The sequence below is a fragment of the Pseudoxanthomonas sp. UC19_8 genome (assembly GCF_042700505.1).
GTDB lineage: Bacteria > Pseudomonadota > Gammaproteobacteria > Xanthomonadales > Xanthomonadaceae > Pseudoxanthomonas_A > Pseudoxanthomonas_A winnipegensis.
Genome location: NZ_CP170559.1, coordinates 3,585,468 through 3,602,022, shown reverse-complemented (window position 1 = coordinate 3,602,022; position 16,555 = coordinate 3,585,468). Strand labels below are relative to the sequence as shown.

The 16,555-nt window shown below is 69.4% G+C and carries 11 protein-coding genes; 5 read left to right on the top strand and 6 right to left on the bottom strand.

The genetic code is table 11. The features are described from left to right. Window positions 1–11: 11 nt before the first annotated feature. On the bottom strand, window positions 12–905 hold the full coding sequence (locus ACFJIT_RS15895; RefSeq protein ID WP_379654217.1) for a type II toxin-antitoxin system RelE/ParE family toxin: 894 nt from the start codon (window positions 903–905) through the stop codon (window positions 12–14). Window positions 906–1,304: 399 nt separating this feature from the next. Here ACFJIT_RS15895 and ACFJIT_RS15890 point away from each other — a divergent pair, with 399 nt between their 5' ends. Next, the gene (locus ACFJIT_RS15890) at window positions 1,305–2,969 is read left to right on the top strand and encodes a diguanylate cyclase domain-containing protein (protein WP_379654216.1); all 1,665 of its coding nucleotides are present in this window, start codon (window positions 1,305–1,307) and stop codon (window positions 2,967–2,969) included. 988 nt (window positions 2,970–3,957) lie between these two features. Here the strand turns inward: ACFJIT_RS15890 and ACFJIT_RS15885 are convergent. Beyond that, a complete protein-coding gene (locus tag ACFJIT_RS15885; RefSeq protein ID WP_379654215.1) occupies window positions 3,958–4,575 on the bottom strand; it encodes a glutathione S-transferase family protein in 618 nt (205 codons plus the stop codon). Window positions 4,576–4,822: 247 nt separating this feature from the next. Continuing rightward, on the bottom strand, window positions 4,823–5,731 hold the full coding sequence (locus ACFJIT_RS15880; RefSeq protein ID WP_379654214.1) for a LysR family transcriptional regulator: 909 nt from the start codon (window positions 5,729–5,731) through the stop codon (window positions 4,823–4,825). 131 nt (window positions 5,732–5,862) lie between these two features. Between ACFJIT_RS15880 and ACFJIT_RS15875 the strand changes: the two genes are divergently transcribed. Beyond that, entirely contained in the window at window positions 5,863–6,564 is a 702-nt protein-coding gene (locus ACFJIT_RS15875) for an SDR family NAD(P)-dependent oxidoreductase (RefSeq protein ID WP_379654213.1), read from the top strand. 10 nt (window positions 6,565–6,574) lie between these two features. On the opposite strand, the gene ACFJIT_RS15870 is transcribed toward ACFJIT_RS15875, so the two are convergent. Next, a complete protein-coding gene (locus ACFJIT_RS15870; RefSeq protein ID WP_379654212.1) occupies window positions 6,575–7,975 on the bottom strand; it encodes a hypothetical protein in 1,401 nt (466 codons plus the stop codon). A gap of 276 nt (window positions 7,976–8,251) precedes the next feature. On the opposite strand from ACFJIT_RS15870, the gene ACFJIT_RS15865 reads away from it, so the two are divergent. Then, window positions 8,252–10,198: a M61 family metallopeptidase gene (locus tag ACFJIT_RS15865; protein ID WP_379654211.1), complete on the top strand. Its 1,947-nt coding sequence runs from the start codon at window positions 8,252–8,254 to the stop codon at window positions 10,196–10,198. 603 nt (window positions 10,199–10,801) lie between these two features. Here the strand turns inward: ACFJIT_RS15865 and ACFJIT_RS15860 are convergent. Beyond that, entirely contained in the window at window positions 10,802–11,242 is a 441-nt protein-coding gene (locus tag ACFJIT_RS15860; RefSeq protein WP_130520578.1) for a MarR family winged helix-turn-helix transcriptional regulator, read from the bottom strand. A gap of 197 nt (window positions 11,243–11,439) precedes the next feature. Between ACFJIT_RS15860 and glgX the strand changes: the two genes are divergently transcribed. Beyond that, entirely contained in the window at window positions 11,440–13,566 is a 2,127-nt protein-coding gene (glgX, locus tag ACFJIT_RS15855) for a glycogen debranching protein GlgX (protein ID WP_130520580.1), read from the top strand. A 280-nt stretch (window positions 13,567–13,846) separates the two neighbouring features. Next, a complete protein-coding gene (locus ACFJIT_RS15850) occupies window positions 13,847–14,707 on the top strand; it encodes an SDR family oxidoreductase (protein WP_379654210.1) in 861 nt (286 codons plus the stop codon). Window positions 14,708–15,115: 408 nt separating this feature from the next. On the opposite strand, the gene ACFJIT_RS15845 is transcribed toward ACFJIT_RS15850, so the two are convergent. Next, entirely contained in the window at window positions 15,116–16,222 is a 1,107-nt protein-coding gene (locus ACFJIT_RS15845; protein WP_379654209.1) for a catalase family protein, read from the bottom strand. Window positions 16,223–16,555 lie beyond the last annotated feature (333 nt).

The window sequence follows — 16,555 nt, the reverse complement described above, 5'->3', positions numbered from 1 at the left end:
CGAGTCGCGCCTCAGCGATACGGCCCCGGCCCCTTCCACACCAGCTCGCCGCGGTGATACACGCGCTGCATGTTGATGATGTCGCGCGAGTCGCCGATGCCCTTGAGCTCGGGCGAATCCGGCGGCAGCGCGCGGCACGGGCCGGAGCCGTTGCGCAGCACGATCTCCAGCGGGCACACCATCAGGTACTCGGTGCCGGGCAGGGGGATGAAGAATTCCTTCATGCCCTGCGCCATCCAGGTGCGCACGCGTTCTTCCACGCGCGGTTCGTAATAGGCCTGGTAGCCGCCGACCGACAGGCTGGCGCCATCCATGCCGCTGTCGCGGCCGCGGCCCTGGTTGAGCGCGGGGCTGTCGTCGAAGCCGGCGTTCTCCGGCGCGCTGTCCTGGGCGATGTAGCCGGGCGGGTGGCCCCAGTTGGGCGAGCGGCGGTCGGTCGGCGGCGGGTTGGCCGGCGGGCGCGTGGACGCCTGCGGTGGGGTCTGCGCCGGCGCGGGCACGGGCGGGCTGGGCGTGGCGCTGGGCGCGGGCGTGGTGTCGGCCTCGGTCAGCAGCGGGTCGGCCGCGTGGTCCACGCGCGTGGTCTGCAGGCGCGAGGCCGGCGGCGGCTTGCGCGCGATCTTCGGCTTGGGCGGGACCGGCGTCGGCGGCGTGGGCTGGCGCGAGGGCCGTGGGCTGGGCGGGGCCGGATCGGCCGGCGCGGTGCTCTCGCCGATGAAGTCCACCCGCGTGCGACCGCCGGCCGGCGCGCCCTGGGTGGTCTGCACCACCGGCACGTCGGCATGCAGCAGTACCCACAGCATCAGCAGGTGCAGCAGCAGGCTCAGCAGCGCGCCGACCCAGGGGTCGACGCGGTCGTTCCAGGGCCGGGTCCGCGCACGCGCGGGGTTCGACGCGTCGCTCATGCCGTCGGTGCGTCGAGGGGGCGGGACTTCATGGCGCTCTGGTGCGTGCAGCGGTGGGATGCGCGCATCGTAGCGCGCCGGCACGCGGCTTCCGTGGCAGGCGTTGACGCGAGGTCGCGTGGGTCTCGGGGAGGACGCCAGCGGCGCAATGCCGCTGCCGCCCCGGGTGCGCCGGGCTGGCTGGCTCGCACCGGACGGCGGCGGGGCGCGCGCACGGCACGGCCACGACATCCTCTGGACGCCCAGTGTGCGATTCACGTATACAACAGCCGTTGGATCGATTCGAACCCTGGCGCGGAACGGCCCGGGTGTCGGGAGGAGCGGCGAGTGCAGAACGAAAGCGTGCAACACCAGGGCCCCGCAAGGGGCGCAGGCATCGCACAGGGTGCCGACCTGACAATGGCGCCGTTGCACGGCCTGGCCTGCGTCACCGATCGCGCCGGCCAACTGCTGCAGCTGGGCCAGGACCTGCGCCGGCTGACCCTGGCCGACGGGGCCGAGGCGCCGGCCGCGCTGCTCGACCTGGTGGCGGCGCAGGGCCGGCCCGGCCTGCGCGCGACCCTGGATGCGCTGGACGCCGGTGCCGCGCCGCAGACCCTGGAGCTGCCGCTGCGCACGCCGGCCGGCCTGCGCTGGTGCGCGTTCGAGGTCAGCGCGCAGCCGGCGCTGGACGGCGGCACGCCCACCCTGCTGTGGCAGGGCACCGACATCCACCGCTACAAGCAGCGCATCGCCGAGCTGGAGCAGCTGACCACGGCGCAGTCGCGCATGCTCGATGTCAGCCAGGACTGCATCAAGATCATCTCCCTGGACGGCCGCCTGCTGCACATGAACCGCGCCGGCTGCCAGGCGCTGGGCGTGGCGGCCGACTCGGGCTTCGGCATGCCCTGGCTGCCGCTGCTGCCGCAGGACGTGCATCGTCCCGGTGCGCGCGCCCTGGAGCGCGTGCGGGAGGGCCACGCCGACCGCTTCACCGGCCGCAGTGAGACCGAGGGCGGGGCGCCGGAGTACTGGGACAACCTGTTGACGCCGATGCTCGACGAGGCGCAGCAGCCCAAGGCGATCCTGTGCATCTCGCGCAACGTCACCGGTGAGCGGCTGGCGCTGGAGGCCGCGCGCGACAGCGAAGCGCGGCTGGTGGTGGCCGCCCAGGTCGGCGGGCTGGGCATCTGGGACTACGACGTGTCCGAGGATCACTTCGAATGCGACGAGACCTGGTGCCGGATCATGGGCCTGCCACCGGGGCAGGCGGTGTCCACGCTGGAGGAGTTCCAGCGGCTGATCCACCCGGACGATCGCGAGCGCGCCACGCAGGTGGAGACCCTCGCCGCCGAGATGCTGAGCGGCGCCAAGCACTATTCGACGGCCTACCGCGTCGTGCGTCCGGACGGCGAGGTACGCTGGATCCGTTCGGCGGCGCGGATGGAGACCCGTGGGGGCGCCGCGCGGCGCGCGGTGGGCTTCGCGGTCGATGTCACCGATGCGATGCGCGGCGAGCATGCCCTGCGCGACGCCAACCGTCGGCTGCGGCACGAGCGCGATGTCCTCAGCCGCGAGGCGCAGGAGGATGCGCTGACCGGCTTGGCCAACCGGCGCGGCATGGACCGGCAGCTGGACGATCTGTTGGCCGGCGCCGGTGGCGCACCGGTATGCGTGGGCATGATCGACCTGGACGACTTCAAGGCGTTCAACGACCTGCACGGCCATCTGGAAGGCGACCGCGCGCTGCGCCAGGTGGCGCAGGCGCTGGGCGACGCGGTGCGGCCCACCGATCTGGTTGCGCGCTATGGCGGCGAGGAGTTCGTCTTCGTGCTCGCCGGCACGGAGAACCCCGAGCCCTTCCTGCGGCGCGTGTTCGAGCGCGTGCATGCGCTGGGCATCGCCCACGCCGGGACCCAGGCCGGCATCCTGACCATCAGCTGCGGCTGCGTGGTCTGCCATGACGCGGCGCCGGACCAGGTCGAGACCATCCTGGCCGCCAGCGACGCCGCCCTGTACGAAGCCAAGCGCCGCGGCCGCGATCAGTACGTGATCGTGCGCCAGACGCTGGCGCCGGGGGGATGATGGTTGCGGATACCGTCATTCCCGCGAAGGCGGGAATCAGGGACTTTCGCGCAGTGGGTCAAGGCGCTGGGTTCCCGCGTTCGCGGGAACGACGGGTGCGGGTTTCCTCAGGAAGGAAAGTCCGACTTCTGGGTACAGCTGGGAGGGCCGAGAAAGCGGGGAAAGCCCGTCGCCACGGTCGGCTACCACCTGTAGAGCGGAGCTTGCTCCGCTGCTCTTCGTTCGGTTCGTGGGAAAGGCCCCAGCGGAGCAAGCTCCGCTCTACAGGCAGACCGCCGCGAAATTTGAGGAGACAGTTGCTCCCGCAGGTGCAGTGACTGACAGCCGCCAGCCACTTCCTCCCATCATTCCCGCGTTCGCGGGAACAACGGGTTGGGTTTTCTCAGGAAGGAAAGTCTGATTTCTGGGTACAGCTGGGAGGGCCGAGAAAGGGGGGGAAAGCCCGTCGCCACGGGCGGCTCCCACCTGTAGAGCGGAGCTTGCTCCGCTGCTCTTCGTTCAGTGCCTGGGAAAGGCCCCAGCGGAGCAAGCTCCGCTCTACAGGACCGCCGCGAGGTTTGAGGAGACAGTTGCTCCCGCAAGTGCAGTGACTGACAGCCGCCAGCCACTTCCTCCCATCATTCCCGCGTTCGCGGGAACGACGGGTTGGGTTTCCTCAGGAAGGAAAGTCTGACTTCTGGGTACAGCTGAGAGGACCGAGAAAGCGGGGAAAGCCCGTCGCCGCCACGGGCGGCTCCCACCTGTAGAGCGGAGCTTGCTCCGCTGCTCTTCGTTCGGTTCGTGGGGAAGGCCCCAGCGGAGCAAGCTCCGCTCTACAGGCAGACCGCCGCGAGATTTGAGGAGACAGTCGCTCCCGCAAGGGCAGTGACTGACAGCCGCCAGCCACTTCCTCCCGTCATTCCCGCGAAAGCGGGAATCCAGGGACTTTCGCGCGGTGGATCGAGGCGCTGGGTTCCCGCGTTCGCGGGAATGACGGCTCTTTGCGTCTTCAGCGGCCGCTCGAGCGTTCCAGCACGGTCTTGACGGCGGGGTCGTGCGCCGTGGCCTGCATGAAGCGGGCCAGGTTGGGATACTTGCGCCAGCTCTCGCCGGCCTTGTCCGACCAGCGCGCCATGACGAAGGCGTAGGCGTCGGCCACGCTGCGGCGGCCGGCGTAGACGTGGTCGGTGTCGCCGATCAGCGCGTCCAGGTGGGCCAGCACGCGCGCGATGCGTGCGGGTGCGGCGTCGCGCACCGCCTGCAGGGCCGCCTCGCTGGCATCGGTGGTGTAGCGCTCAGGGGTGAAGAAGGGCCAGAACGCCGGATGCATGTCGCCGGTCAGGAAGGCCAGCGTCTCGTTGAACACGAACTGCGCCTCGATGCCCGCGTCGGCGCCCAGCCCAGCCTCGGGATGGCGCTGGACGATGTACTGCAGGATGGCGTCGGCCTGGGTCATCGCGCGTGCGCCGCCGATGTCCAGCGCCGGCACCGTGCCCAGCGGGTTGATGGCGCGGTAGGCGTCCGCGTGCTGGTCGACCTTCACCGCCTCGTAGTCGGCACCGGCCCATTCCAGGGCGATCCAACAGGCCAGGGCGCATGTGCCGGGGGCGTAGTAGAGCTTCATCATGGGGCTGTTCCTTGCGTATGTCCGGCGGGTGCGGGCCGCATGATTCCATGTGCCGGGTCGATCTGCTGTCGTCGGGTGCCCTGCGGCGTTGCAGGCCCGTGCCATCGGGCATGGTCGATGCGGATTCCGAGCTTCCTCCTGCCATGCTGTCCGCTCCCCCACTGTGCTGCTGGTCGGCGACGTCAAAAGCAGCAGCATCAATCGCCGCCTTACCGGTCGCCTGCTCCGGGTGAACAGTGCCGCGTTCCTACGGCTCCCGGCATTGCGCCAGGACCAGCTCGCGCAGCCAGCGATGCGCCGCGTCGCCGTGCAGGCGCGGGTGCCACATCTGCGAGACGGTGATGCCGGCGAGCGGCACCGGCAGGCCGAAGGCATGGAGCGCCGCCGCGTCCGCGGCGCCCTGGCTGGCGGCATAGGAGGCGGGCACCAGCGCGATCAGGTCCGAAGCGCGGGCCACGGCCACCGCGGCTGGGAAGCCCGGCACCACCGCGACGATGCGACGTCGCAGGCCGAGCCTGGCCAGGGCGTCATCGACCGGGCCGTGGTCGCGCGCATGGCGCGAGGCGACCACATGGCCATGCGCGACGTAGTCCTGTGCCGTGACCTCGCGCGGCCTGGCCAGCGGATGTCCCGCACGGACCACGCCGACGAAGTGGTCGCGGAACAGCGCCTGCACGCGCACTTCCGGGCCCATCGCGTTCAGCACGCCGATCTCCAGGTCGGCCTCGCCCGCGCGCAGCGGCGCGGCGGTCTTCTGCGCCTTGGCCGCGAAGCGCAGCTGCACGCCAGGGGCCGCGTGCGCGACGGCGGCGATCAGGCGCGGGCCGAAGGCTTCGATGAAGCCGTCGTTGGCGCGGAGGGTGAACACGCGCTGCAGCGTGGCCAGGTCGAGCGTCGTCGGCGGCGGCTGCAGGACGGCGCGCGCGTCCTCGACCGCGGTGCGCGCACGGTCGCGGAGCGCTTCGGCATAGGGCGTGAGCACCATCTGCCGGCCAGCGCGCACCAGCAGCGCATCGCCGGTGGTGTCGCGCAGCCGGGTGAGCGTGCGGCTCAGCGCCGAGGGGCTCAGGCCCAGCCTGCGCGCGGCGCCGGCGACGCTGCCGCTGGCCAGCAGCGCGTCCAGGGCGATCAGCAGGTTGAGGTCGGGCGCGGGCATGGCGTGCGGCGGCGGGTCGGGGACGCGTGCATGCCATGCACTCTATCAATGCATGCCGTGCGTCTTCCGCATGCGTGGGGACGCCCCTAGCCTGAGGGGACTGGCGCACGGCGCCGCACGGGAGTTGCACCATGAAACCCTCATCCAACACCGTCCTGCTGATCGGCGCCTCGCGCGGGCTTGGCTACGCGATGGTGGAGCAGTTCCTGGCGCGCGGCTGGCGGGTGATCGCCACGGCCCGCGCGCATTCGACCGAGCGCCTGGACGCGCTGTCGCGCCAGCATCCCGGGGCGTTGCGCGTGGAGACGGTGGACATCACCGAGCCGGCGCAGGTCGCCGCCCTGCGCGCGCGCCTGGAAGGCGAGGCGATCGACCTGCTGTTCGTCAATGCCGGCGTGGTCAATACCGATGACGACGCGATCGTGGCGGACGTGGCCACCGACGAATTCCTGCGGGTGATGCTGACCAACACCCTGAGCCCGATGCGCGTGGTCGAAGCGCTGCAGGACCTGGTGCCCTCAAGCGGCACGATCGGGCTGATGTCCTCGGGCCAGGGCAGTCTGGCCAACAACACCCGGGCCGGGCATGAGGCGTACCGGGCCAGCAAGGCGGCGCTGAACATGTGCATGCGCAGCTTCGCCGCGCGCCATGCCGACGACCCGCGCACGCTGCTGCTGATGGCGCCGGGCTGGGTCAAGACCGACATGGGCGGGCCGGACGCGCGGCTGACCATCGAGGAGAGCATCCCGAACCTGCTCGACGCCATGGAGGCGCAGCGCGGCCGCGCCGGGTTGCAGTATCTGGATTATCTGGGCCGCACGGTGCCGTGGTGAGGGCGGCGACTCAGGCGTCGGCAGCCTTGGTGGCGGGCGGCGGGGCGCCCTGCGGGTCGTACCAGAACGGGATGAAGTAGTCGCGCTGGCGCTGCACGCCGCGCTCCCCGCCGCCGGCGTTCCACAGCAGGCGCAGGTCGTGCCGGCCCGGCGCCTTGCCCTCCAGGTCGAGATAGCCGACCAGGCCGCGCATGCCCAGGTCGCGACGCTCCATCGGGACGAAGTCGGTCAGCGCGACCGGCCGGCCATCCAGCGTCACGGTCCAGATCTTCGCCAGGCAGGCGACGGCCTGATCGGCGGCGGCGCGGCCCTGGGCCGCGTTGCGGCCGTGCGCCAGGGTTGGACAGGCCTGCTCGGCGCGTGGATTGTCCAGACGCGGGCGATGCGGGATGAACACCCGCAGCCGTCCCTCCTCGATGCGGTCGGAGGGAATCATCGGATAGCGCAGCATCACATCGTCCGGCCCGCGCATGGATTCGTAGTGGGCGCTGAGCATGCCGTGATCGACCGCCTCGCTGGTGACCACGCGATAGCGGCTGAGCAGGGAGAAGCTGGCCGAGGAGACGATCTGCATCCCGCCGATCACCATCGCCGCGGAGAGGACGAGGAAATACACCGCGCTGAAGCCGCGGTTGCCCAGATTGCTCTGCAGGGTGAACTGTACCGGGCCCCCCAGGCGCTGCAGCGCGATCGTGGAGAACACCCGCAGCAGGCGATCCGTCGTCCGCTCCAGCCCTTGCGCGAGCTGATCGCGCTGGTCGCGGCGCGCGACGAGCTTGTCGAGCACGAAGATCGCCATGCCGCCCAACAGGAACGCGACATAGGGCACCGCGAAGGCGATGAATGTCGCGCGCTCGCTGTCTTCGAACAGCAGGCCGATCAGCGTCGCCGGGATCAGCAGCCCCAGGCCGAGCACGCCGATCCACGCCAGCGTCAGCGCGACCAGCACGGTCGTGGCGAACAACACCGAGGCGGTGCGGTCGACGCGATCGATCACCTGGCCCAGGTCGCCGATCGCGCCGCGATAGAAGCGGCGCGAGACCGGGCCCATCGCCGACAGGCGCTCCCAGCGGATGCCGCCGGGGAAGTGCGATTTCAGGCCGACCAGGCCGACCCAGTAGCCGCGGATCGCCAGGTGGACGAGGAAGGCGAACCCCAGCGCGTAGCTCAGTCCGACGCCGATATTGAAGGCGAACTGCAGCACGTACCAGGTCGCGCCCTCGGCGTGCAGCTCGCTGCCGACCCAGGCCTCGAACAGGCGCGGCGGCAGCGTGAGCAGCGCGAAGGCGAGCAGGCCGGAGATCAGCAGTTCCAGCTCGTCGGTGCGCTCGCGCAGGCGCTCGAAGCTGATGCGGCGACCCGCAGGCATGTCGGCGTCGCCGTCCTGCACGGCCTGGTCGGTGTGGTCCATCCTGACTCCCCGGTTCCCCGCGGGCGAGTGTAGGGGCGTCCCGCGTCGGCGGATAGGTCGCGGGGTGCCGCATCGGCAACGCATGCGTGTGACGTGTCGCCGGTGCCATGTGCATGGCATCCGGCATCGGCGGGGTCGGCGATGATGCAGTCGCGGCGACAGCGCACCGCACGGGGATTACAGCGGGCAGGATCCAGACCGGACGGGCGCCCGATGTCAGGTCGGCGGACCGATGCTACGGTGGTCCATCGCCCTGATCCTGTGCTGGAGCCCGTCATGCCCTTCATCCACCGCGCCGCCGCTTCGGTGCCGCGTCCCCACACCCGACTGGCCGCCGCGCTGGGCCTGGCGCTGCTGGCCGGCACGGCCTCGGCGCAGATCGTGCGCAAGGCCGATGTCCCGCCGCCGCAGGACGTGGCCTATCCCGGCCAGATCCAGCTCAAGGTCGATGCCAGCGACACCCGCCAGGGCATCTTCCGCGTCCACGAGTCCCTGCCGGTGCAGGCCGGCCGGGTCACGCTGCTGTATCCGGAGTGGATCCCCGGCGCACATTCGCCCAGCGGCCCGGTCGCGCAGCTGGCCGGGCTGAGCTTCAGCGCCAACGGCAAGCCGCTGCCGTGGAAGCGCGATCCCTATGACGTCTACGCCTTCCATGTGGACGTGCCGGCCGGCGCGACCACGCTGGAGGCGGACTTCCAGTATCTGTCCAGCCGCGGCGGCGGTTTCCAGATGACCGACCGCATGCTGATGCTGGACTGGGACCAGATGTCGCTGTATCCGGCCGGCTACTACACGCGCGGCATCCAGGTGCAGCCCAGCGTGACGCTGCCGGCCGGCTGGCAGTTCGGCAGCGCCCTGCGCGCGGCGTCGAAGGACGGCGCCAGCACCACCTTCAACCCGGTGTCCTACGAGACGCTGGTCGATTCGCCGATCTACGCCGGCCTGCACTTCAAGCAGGTCGATCTGACGCCCAAGGGCGGCGCGCCGGTGATGCTTAACATCGTCGCCGACGAGGCCAAGGACCTGGAGATCACGCCCGAGCAGCTGGCCGCGCATCGCGCGCTGCCGGTGCAGGCCACGCGCCTGTTCGGCTCGCACCATTACGACCACTACGACTTCCTGTTCTCGCTGTCCGACGAGCTGGCCGGCAACGGCCTGGAGCATCACCAGTCCAGCGAGAACGGCCTGGACCGCGGCTACTTCACCGGCTGGAAGGACAACCCCACCGACCGCGACCTGCTGGCGCACGAGTTCACCCACTCCTGGAATGGCAAGTTCCGCCGCGGCGCGGACCTGTCCACGCCCAACTTCAGCGAGCCGATGGGCGATTCGCTGCTGTGGGTGTACGAGGGTGCCACGCAGTACTGGGGCTTCGTGCTGACCGCGCGCGCCGGGCTGTGGACACCGCAGCAGTTCCGCGACGCGCTGGCGATGGTGGCGGCCAACTACGACCGCAACCGGGTCGGCTTCCAGTGGCGCACGCTGGAGGACACCACCAACGATCCCACCGCTGCCCATCGCGAGGCGCTGCCCTACCGCAGCTGGCAGATGAGCGAGGAGTACTACAGCGCCGGGCAGATGGTGTGGCTGCAGATCGACGCACGCCTGCGCCAGCTCACCGGCAACCGCAAGTCGCTGGACGATTTCGCCAAGGCGTTCTTCGGCGTGGACGACGGCAGCTACGTGGTCCATCCCTACACCTTCCAGGACGTGGTCAACACGCTGGATGGCGTGGCGCACGACGACTGGGCGGGTTTCCTCAAGACGCGCGTGCAGACGGTGGCCCCGCCGCTGCTGGACGGTATCGCCGCCAGCGGCTGGAAGCTGGTCTACACCGACACGCCCAGCGAGTACGAGGCCCAGTACAACCGCGCCGCGCAGTCGCCGCGGCATCGCTACAACTTCGCCTGGTCGATCGGCCTGACCATGAACCCGGACGGCAGCATCAACGACGTGCGCTGGAACGGGCCAGCGTTCAAGGCCGGGGTCAGCACCGGCGCCAAGCTGGTGGCGGTGAACGGGCAGGAGTATTCGACCGAGACGCTGGCCCAGGCGATCTCCGCCGCCAAGGGCCGCCAGACGCCGATCACCCTGCTGCTGCAGTTCCAGGGTGGGTTGCGCACGGTGCAGGTGGACTACCACGATGGGCTGCAGTATCCGCACCTGGTACGCGTGGAGGGCACGCCGGATTACTTGAGTCAGATCATCCAGCCCAGGGGTTGAGCGCGGCTGGTGGGGCGGTGGTGGCCGGGGTGCGGACAAGCCACGGTCATCCCGTAAGCACTTCAACCCTTTCGCGTAGCCACAGCCGTCGTTCCCGCGAACGCGGGAACCCATGGACGTTTGCGCAGACCTTTACAGACGCATGTCTGACCATCCAGCGCCTTTGCCGTTGGCGCGGAAGTCCATGGATTCCCGCTTTCGCGGGACCTTTGCAAAACTCCCCTCGGCTGCGTTCGGGTGGCACTCATCGGCTGACTGCGCCGATCTAGGTCAAAGCCAAAAGCAAAAGCACCCCACCCCAACCCTCCCCTTCGCCTTCGGCGAAAGGGAGGGGGCCAAGCCCAGTAGGCGGTGGCACAGCAAGCAACCTACTGCCCCCTCCCTTGCGCGCAGCGCAGGGGAGGGCTGGGGAGGGGTCGGGGCTTTCCCGATCAACTGGCCAGCCACCAAGGCGCAATCGTCGTTCCCGATCAGCGATGTTTTGCAAAGGTGCCGCTTTCGCGGGAATGACGGTAGAGGGGTCTGCGTGTGCTGAAGCGGCGTTGCGCTGCGCAGCGCGCTCGGCCTTTGCCGGAACGACGGCGTGGGCCGCCGGCCCGGCGTTCAGCCGCCGCGTGCCGCGGTCTCGACGATGCGGTAGAGCTTGAGGACGGCTTCCATCTCGGCGTCGCTCATGTCGCCGAAGGTCTTCTTGCGCAGGGCGTTCAACTGGGTCTCCAGCTGCTGGCGGATGGCTTCGCCGGCCTCGGTCAGCCAGAGCTTGTTGGCGCGGCGGTCGCTGACATCGTTCTCGCGCCGGACCAGGCCGGCGGCGGCCAGCTTGTCCAGGATGCGCACCAGCGAGGGCCCCTCGACGCCGATCAGCTGGGCCAGCTCGATCTGGCGCACGCCGCCGCCGGCACGGCCGATCATCAGCAGGGGTGTGGTCATCGCGTTGGACAGGCCGTGGCCGGCCAGCGCCGCGTCCACCACCTTCTGCCATTGACGGCCGGCCTGCATCAGGCCGGAGGACATGCGGAAACGAAGCGGATCGGAGGCGGCCATCGGGGCGGTGGGGACGCGCGGGGAGTGATGAACATACTATCGATTGCGCGACGCTTGTCACGCCGAATTCACGCTCTTTTTGTCTGGGCGGCGCGGACGACGATCGAAGCCGACCGCCGGGCGAGCGATGCCATGTGCTGACGCGACCTCGACAAGAGCGCCCACATGCTCCGTCCTCCCCACTGCGGCCCCCCACGATGCCCAACGCTCCAACCCCGAAGTACGCCAGCCCCTCGCGCGTGCGCGAAGGCCGCCCGTTTCCCCGCGGCGCCACCTATGACGGCAAGGGCACCAACTTCGCCTTGTTCAGTGCCAACGCCACCGCCGTGGAGCTGTGCCTGTTCGACGAGGCCGGCAACGAGACTCGCATCGAGCTGCCCGAGTACACCAACGAGATCTGGCACGGCTATCTGCCCGACGTCGGCCCCGGGCAGCGCTACGGCTACCGGGTGCATGGCCCCTACGCGCCGGCCGAGGGCCACCGCTTCAACCCCAACAAGCTGCTGCTGGACCCGTACGCGGTGGAGATCGAGGGCGACCTGATCTGGGCCGACGAGCTCTACGGCTACACCGTCGGGCACCCCGATGGCGATCTGAGCTTCGACGAACGCGACAGCGCGCCGTTCATGCCCAAGGCCGTGGTGGTGCAGGACGACTACGACTGGGAGGACGACGAGCGGCTGCTCACGCCGTGGAGCCAGACCCTCGTCTACGAGACCCACGTGCGCGGCTACACCAAGCGCCATCCGCAGGTGCCGCAGGACCTGCAGGGCACTTTCGCCGGCCTGGCCCAGGCGCCGGTGCTGGACTACATCAAGTCGCTCGGCGTCAGCGCGGTCGAACTGCTGCCGGTGCACGCCTACCTGGACGACCAGCACCTGCTGGATCGCGACCTGCGCAACTACTGGGGCTACAACACGCTGGGCTTCTTCGCGCTGAAGTCGCGCTATCTGGCCAGCGGCCACCGCGACGAGTTCCGCGACATGGTCAAGGCCATGCACCGCAAGGGCCTGGAGGTGATCCTGGATGTGGTCTACAACCACACCGCCGAAGGCAACGAGATGGGGCCGACGCTGTCGTTCAAGGGCATCGACAACGCCAGCTACTACCGCCTGGCCGACGACCCGCGCTACTACATCAACGACACCGGCACCGGCAACACGCTCAACCTGAGCAACTTCCGCGTGGTGCAGTTCGTCAACGACTCGCTGCGCTACTGGGCGCGCGAGATGCATGTGGACGGCTTCCGCTTCGACCTGGCCACCATCCTGGGGCGCGAGCCCAGCGGCTTCGACCAGCGCGGCGGCTTCCTCGACGCCTGCGGCCAGGATCCGCTGCTGAGCCAGGTCAAGCTGATCGCCGAACCCTGGGACTGCGGGCCGGGCGGCTACCAGGTGGGTCACTTCCCGCCGGGCTGGGCCGAATGGAACGACAAGTTCCGCGACAACGCGCGCGCGTTCTGGCGCGGCGACGAGGGCAAGCTCGCCGAATTCGCCACGCGCTTCACCGGCTCGGCCGATCTGTTCGACCGACGCGGGCGGCGGCCGTGGTCGTCGGTGAACTTCATCACCGCCCATGACGGCTTCACCCTGCGCGACCTGGTCAGCTACAACGAGAAGCACAACGAGGCCAACGGCGAGAACAACCAGGACGGTTCCAACAACGACGGCTCGTGCAACTACGGCGCGGAAGGGCCGACCGACGATGCGCAGATCAACGCGCTGCGCGAGCGGCAGATGCGCAACCTGCTGGCCACGCTGCTGCTGGCCAAGGGCACGCCGATGCTGCTGGCCGGCGACGAGCGCGCGCAGACCCAGGGCGGCAACAACAACACCTATTGCCAGGACAACGAGATCACCTGGATCAACTGGGACGCCGACCCGACCGAGGGCCGCCTGGCCGACTTCGTGCGCCAGCTCACCGCGCTGCGTCGTCGCTATCCCATCCTGACCCGTGGCCGCTTCCTCAATGGCCAGTATAACGAGCAGGCCGGGGTGCGCGACCTGACCTGGCTCAACCCGGGCGGCAGCGAGATGGAGGACGCGCACTGGAGCGATGGTGGCGCGCGTTCGGTGGGCCTGCTGCTGGAAGGCAAGGCGCAGGTGTCCGGTGTGCGCGAGTACGGTCAGGACGCGACGCTGCTGATCCTGATCAACGCGTATCACGAGGGCGTCAATTTCAGGCTTCCCGATTCGGAGACGCATCTGAAGTGGGAGCTGGTGCTGTCCACCGACGATGCGCTCGGCACCGATGTGGTGCCCGAGGGGGCGCAGGATTTCCTGGCACCGCCGCGCAGCATCAGTGTGTTCGAGTGCAAGAGCTGAGGGGCGGGCGCCGGCGCTGAGCGATCGGCGCCGCGCGCTTCTTTTGAAGATGCAAGGTGAAGCGTCGCTCGCAAGGGCGGCGCTTCTTGCGTTATGCGCGCGCTGGGGCTGGTGCGGCTTCGTGCACGCGTGGCCATCGCGTCGCAGCGCTTTGTCATGCCCGCATGAGGAATCGCCATGGATAAGTTCACGGTCGCTTTTTACGCGAGCCGTGAGGATGGATCACTCCCGCACGCGCATCGCCGTGCCCCATCGACACATCGACCGCAGGAGTCTCGCCATGCCCGACTATCCCCGCCCGCCGTTCCCGCCACAGCAGCAGAGCTTCCCGGGCAAGACCAGCAAGATGGATCCCAAGCCCGACATCGGTGAGGACAGTTATGAGGGTCACGGCCTGCTCAAGGGCAAGCGCACCCTGGTGACCGGTGGCGACAGCGGCATCGGCGCGGCCGTGGCGCTGGCCTTTGCGCGCGAAGGCGCCGACGTGGCCATCGCCTACCTGCCCAGCGAGCAGGACGATGCCGACCAGGTCGCCTCGCTGATGGAGCAGGCGGGCGTCAAGGTGCTCAAGGTGGCCTGCGACATCAGCCAGCCGAGCGAGGTCGAGCGTCTGGTCGGCGAGGTGAAGTCCGCCTTCGGCGGCCTCGATGTGCTGGTCAACAATGCGGCCTACCAGAAGTACTTCCAGTCCATCGACGAGGTGACGCTGGAGGAATGGCGCAAGACCTTCGACACCAACGTGCACGGCACCTTCTACCTGACCAAGTGCGCGCTCGAGCTGCTTGGCAAGGGTGCCTCGATCATCAATACCGCCTCGGTCAATTCCAAGGATCCCACGCCCAACATCCTGCCGTACTCGACCACCAAGGGCGCCCTGGCCAACCTCACCCTGGGCTTGGCGCAGTGGCTGGCCGAGCGCAAGATCCGCGTCAATGCGGTGCTGCCGGGGCCGATCTGGACGCCGTTCATTCCGGCCGGCATGGCCGAGGACAAAGTGAAGAACTTCGGTTCGCAGACGCCGTTCGGCCGTCCTGGCCAGCCGGCGGAACTCGCCTCGACCTACGTCATGCTGGCCAGCGACAGCTCCAGCTATACCTCGGGTGCGTTGATCACCATCGCCGGGGCGCAGGCGGTGCTGTAAGGCGCAACGTCGCACTTGTAGAGCGGAGCTTGCTCCGCTGCTCTTCGCCCGGTTCGTGTGAAGCCTCCAGCCGAGCACGCCCAGCTGCTTCTGGTTCGTGGGGAAGGCCTCAGCGGAGCAAGCTCCGCTCTACAGGCGGGAGCCGCCGTTGTGACCTTTTCGGCCAATGGCGGCAATGAAGCGCGTGCGGTGCTGTAAGGCGCAGCGTCGCACTTGTAGAGCGGAGCTCGCTCCGCTGCTCTTCGCTCGGTTCTTGGAAGCCCTCAGCCGAGCAAGCTCAGCTGCTTCTGGTTCGTGGGGAAGGCCCCAGCGGAGCAAGCTCCGCTCTACAGGTGGGCGCCGTCGTTGTGACCTTTTCGGCTAATGGCGGCAATGAAGCGCTATCGGCATTGCGTGAGCGGGGTCGGCTTATTCGCTTTCGCCCTGCGCGCCGGCCGACAGCGAACGATCGTGCAGCGGGCAGCCGGACTTGCGGGCGCGGAAGTCCTGCGAGGCCTGGTAGGCGCGCTTGCGGATACGCATGATGTCGCCCAGCGGGCGGTGGTCCTGCACGCCGTGCCAGGGACTGAAGCCCATCCGATCGTCGACCAGGCGGGCCCTGTCCTGGCTCCAGCCGACCTGCGGCGATGCGGTCAGGCGCGCCACCGTGCGGAACGGGCTCTCCTCTTCGTCCCAGACCACAGTGGCATCGTCGATGGGCATGCGCTCCAGATCGGTGGACAGCTGCGCGCGCAGTTCCCACACGCCGCCCTGCGAGGCGAAGTGCGCGCTGACCGCATCACGCAGTGCATTGGCCTGCTTGAGGTCGATGCGTTCGTCCTGGTGTGCCAGCAGCGCCGGGTCCACCGGGACCAGCTGCAGCTTGGCCACGTGCGCGCCGTAGCGCAGCGGCAGCTGAGTGAAGAAGGTCTCGCCCAGGATGTGGTGCGGCGGCTCGCCGCCCATCGCCTTGAGCTTGGCGCTCTGGCCGCCGACCGCTTCGAGCGCGCGTTCGGTGCCACGCAGCAGGGCGGAGAGCACCTGCTTGGTGCGCTCGGCGCGGTCGGTGGTCGGCGCCAGCAGCTTGAGGCTGCGCAGGAAGGCCCTGGCGTTGGGCGCGTTGAACTGCGGGCCGTTGACCATGAGCAGGTCCTGGCAGTGCGCCGCTTCGCTGCCTTCCAGGCGCTCGCCGGGGACATCGAGGAACTTCAGCGCCAGCCCGCGCGGCGTGGACACGCGGTCGGGCAGCAGGTCGCCGGGCGTGGTGGAGAAGCGCATCACCGCCTCGTAGCGGCCGGGCTGCGCGAACAGGCCCTGGGCCAGTGCCGGCGGCAGGTCGGGCAGCACCTCCAGCGTGGCGGCGAGCAGGCCGTGGCTCTTGGCGTGCACGCTGCGCAGCGCGTGGTGGCTGTCCTCCCAGGTCTGCTGCGAGATGCGCAGCAGGACTTCGCTCATCTCCTCGGCCAGCGCGGCCTCGTCCGGATGGGGGAGGGCCATCTGCGGTGAGTAGGCGGCATAGCGGCGGGCGTCTGACATGGCGGGGCGGTCCTGTGGCCGGCGGAGGCGAGCGAGATCGCGCGAGCCTTGCCCGGGTGCGGTAAATGTGCTGCGAAGCAAGCGGCGCGCAGGCCTCACCCGGCGTTACGCGAGCGCGGGGCTTGGCGCGGGTAGAGACCCGGCGGGTCTCCAACCGACTGCTTGTCGAACCAAGCACCGTGGGACGCTGCCCTAGACCTGGCCTTCGCCGAGCTCTGAACCGTCGCGCGATCCAAATCCTCGTCGCTCCCGCGCACGCGGGAGCCCATGGACGTTGCGCCACGGGACCGAACGTCCATGGATCCCCGCGTTCGCGGGGATGACGTGACGAGG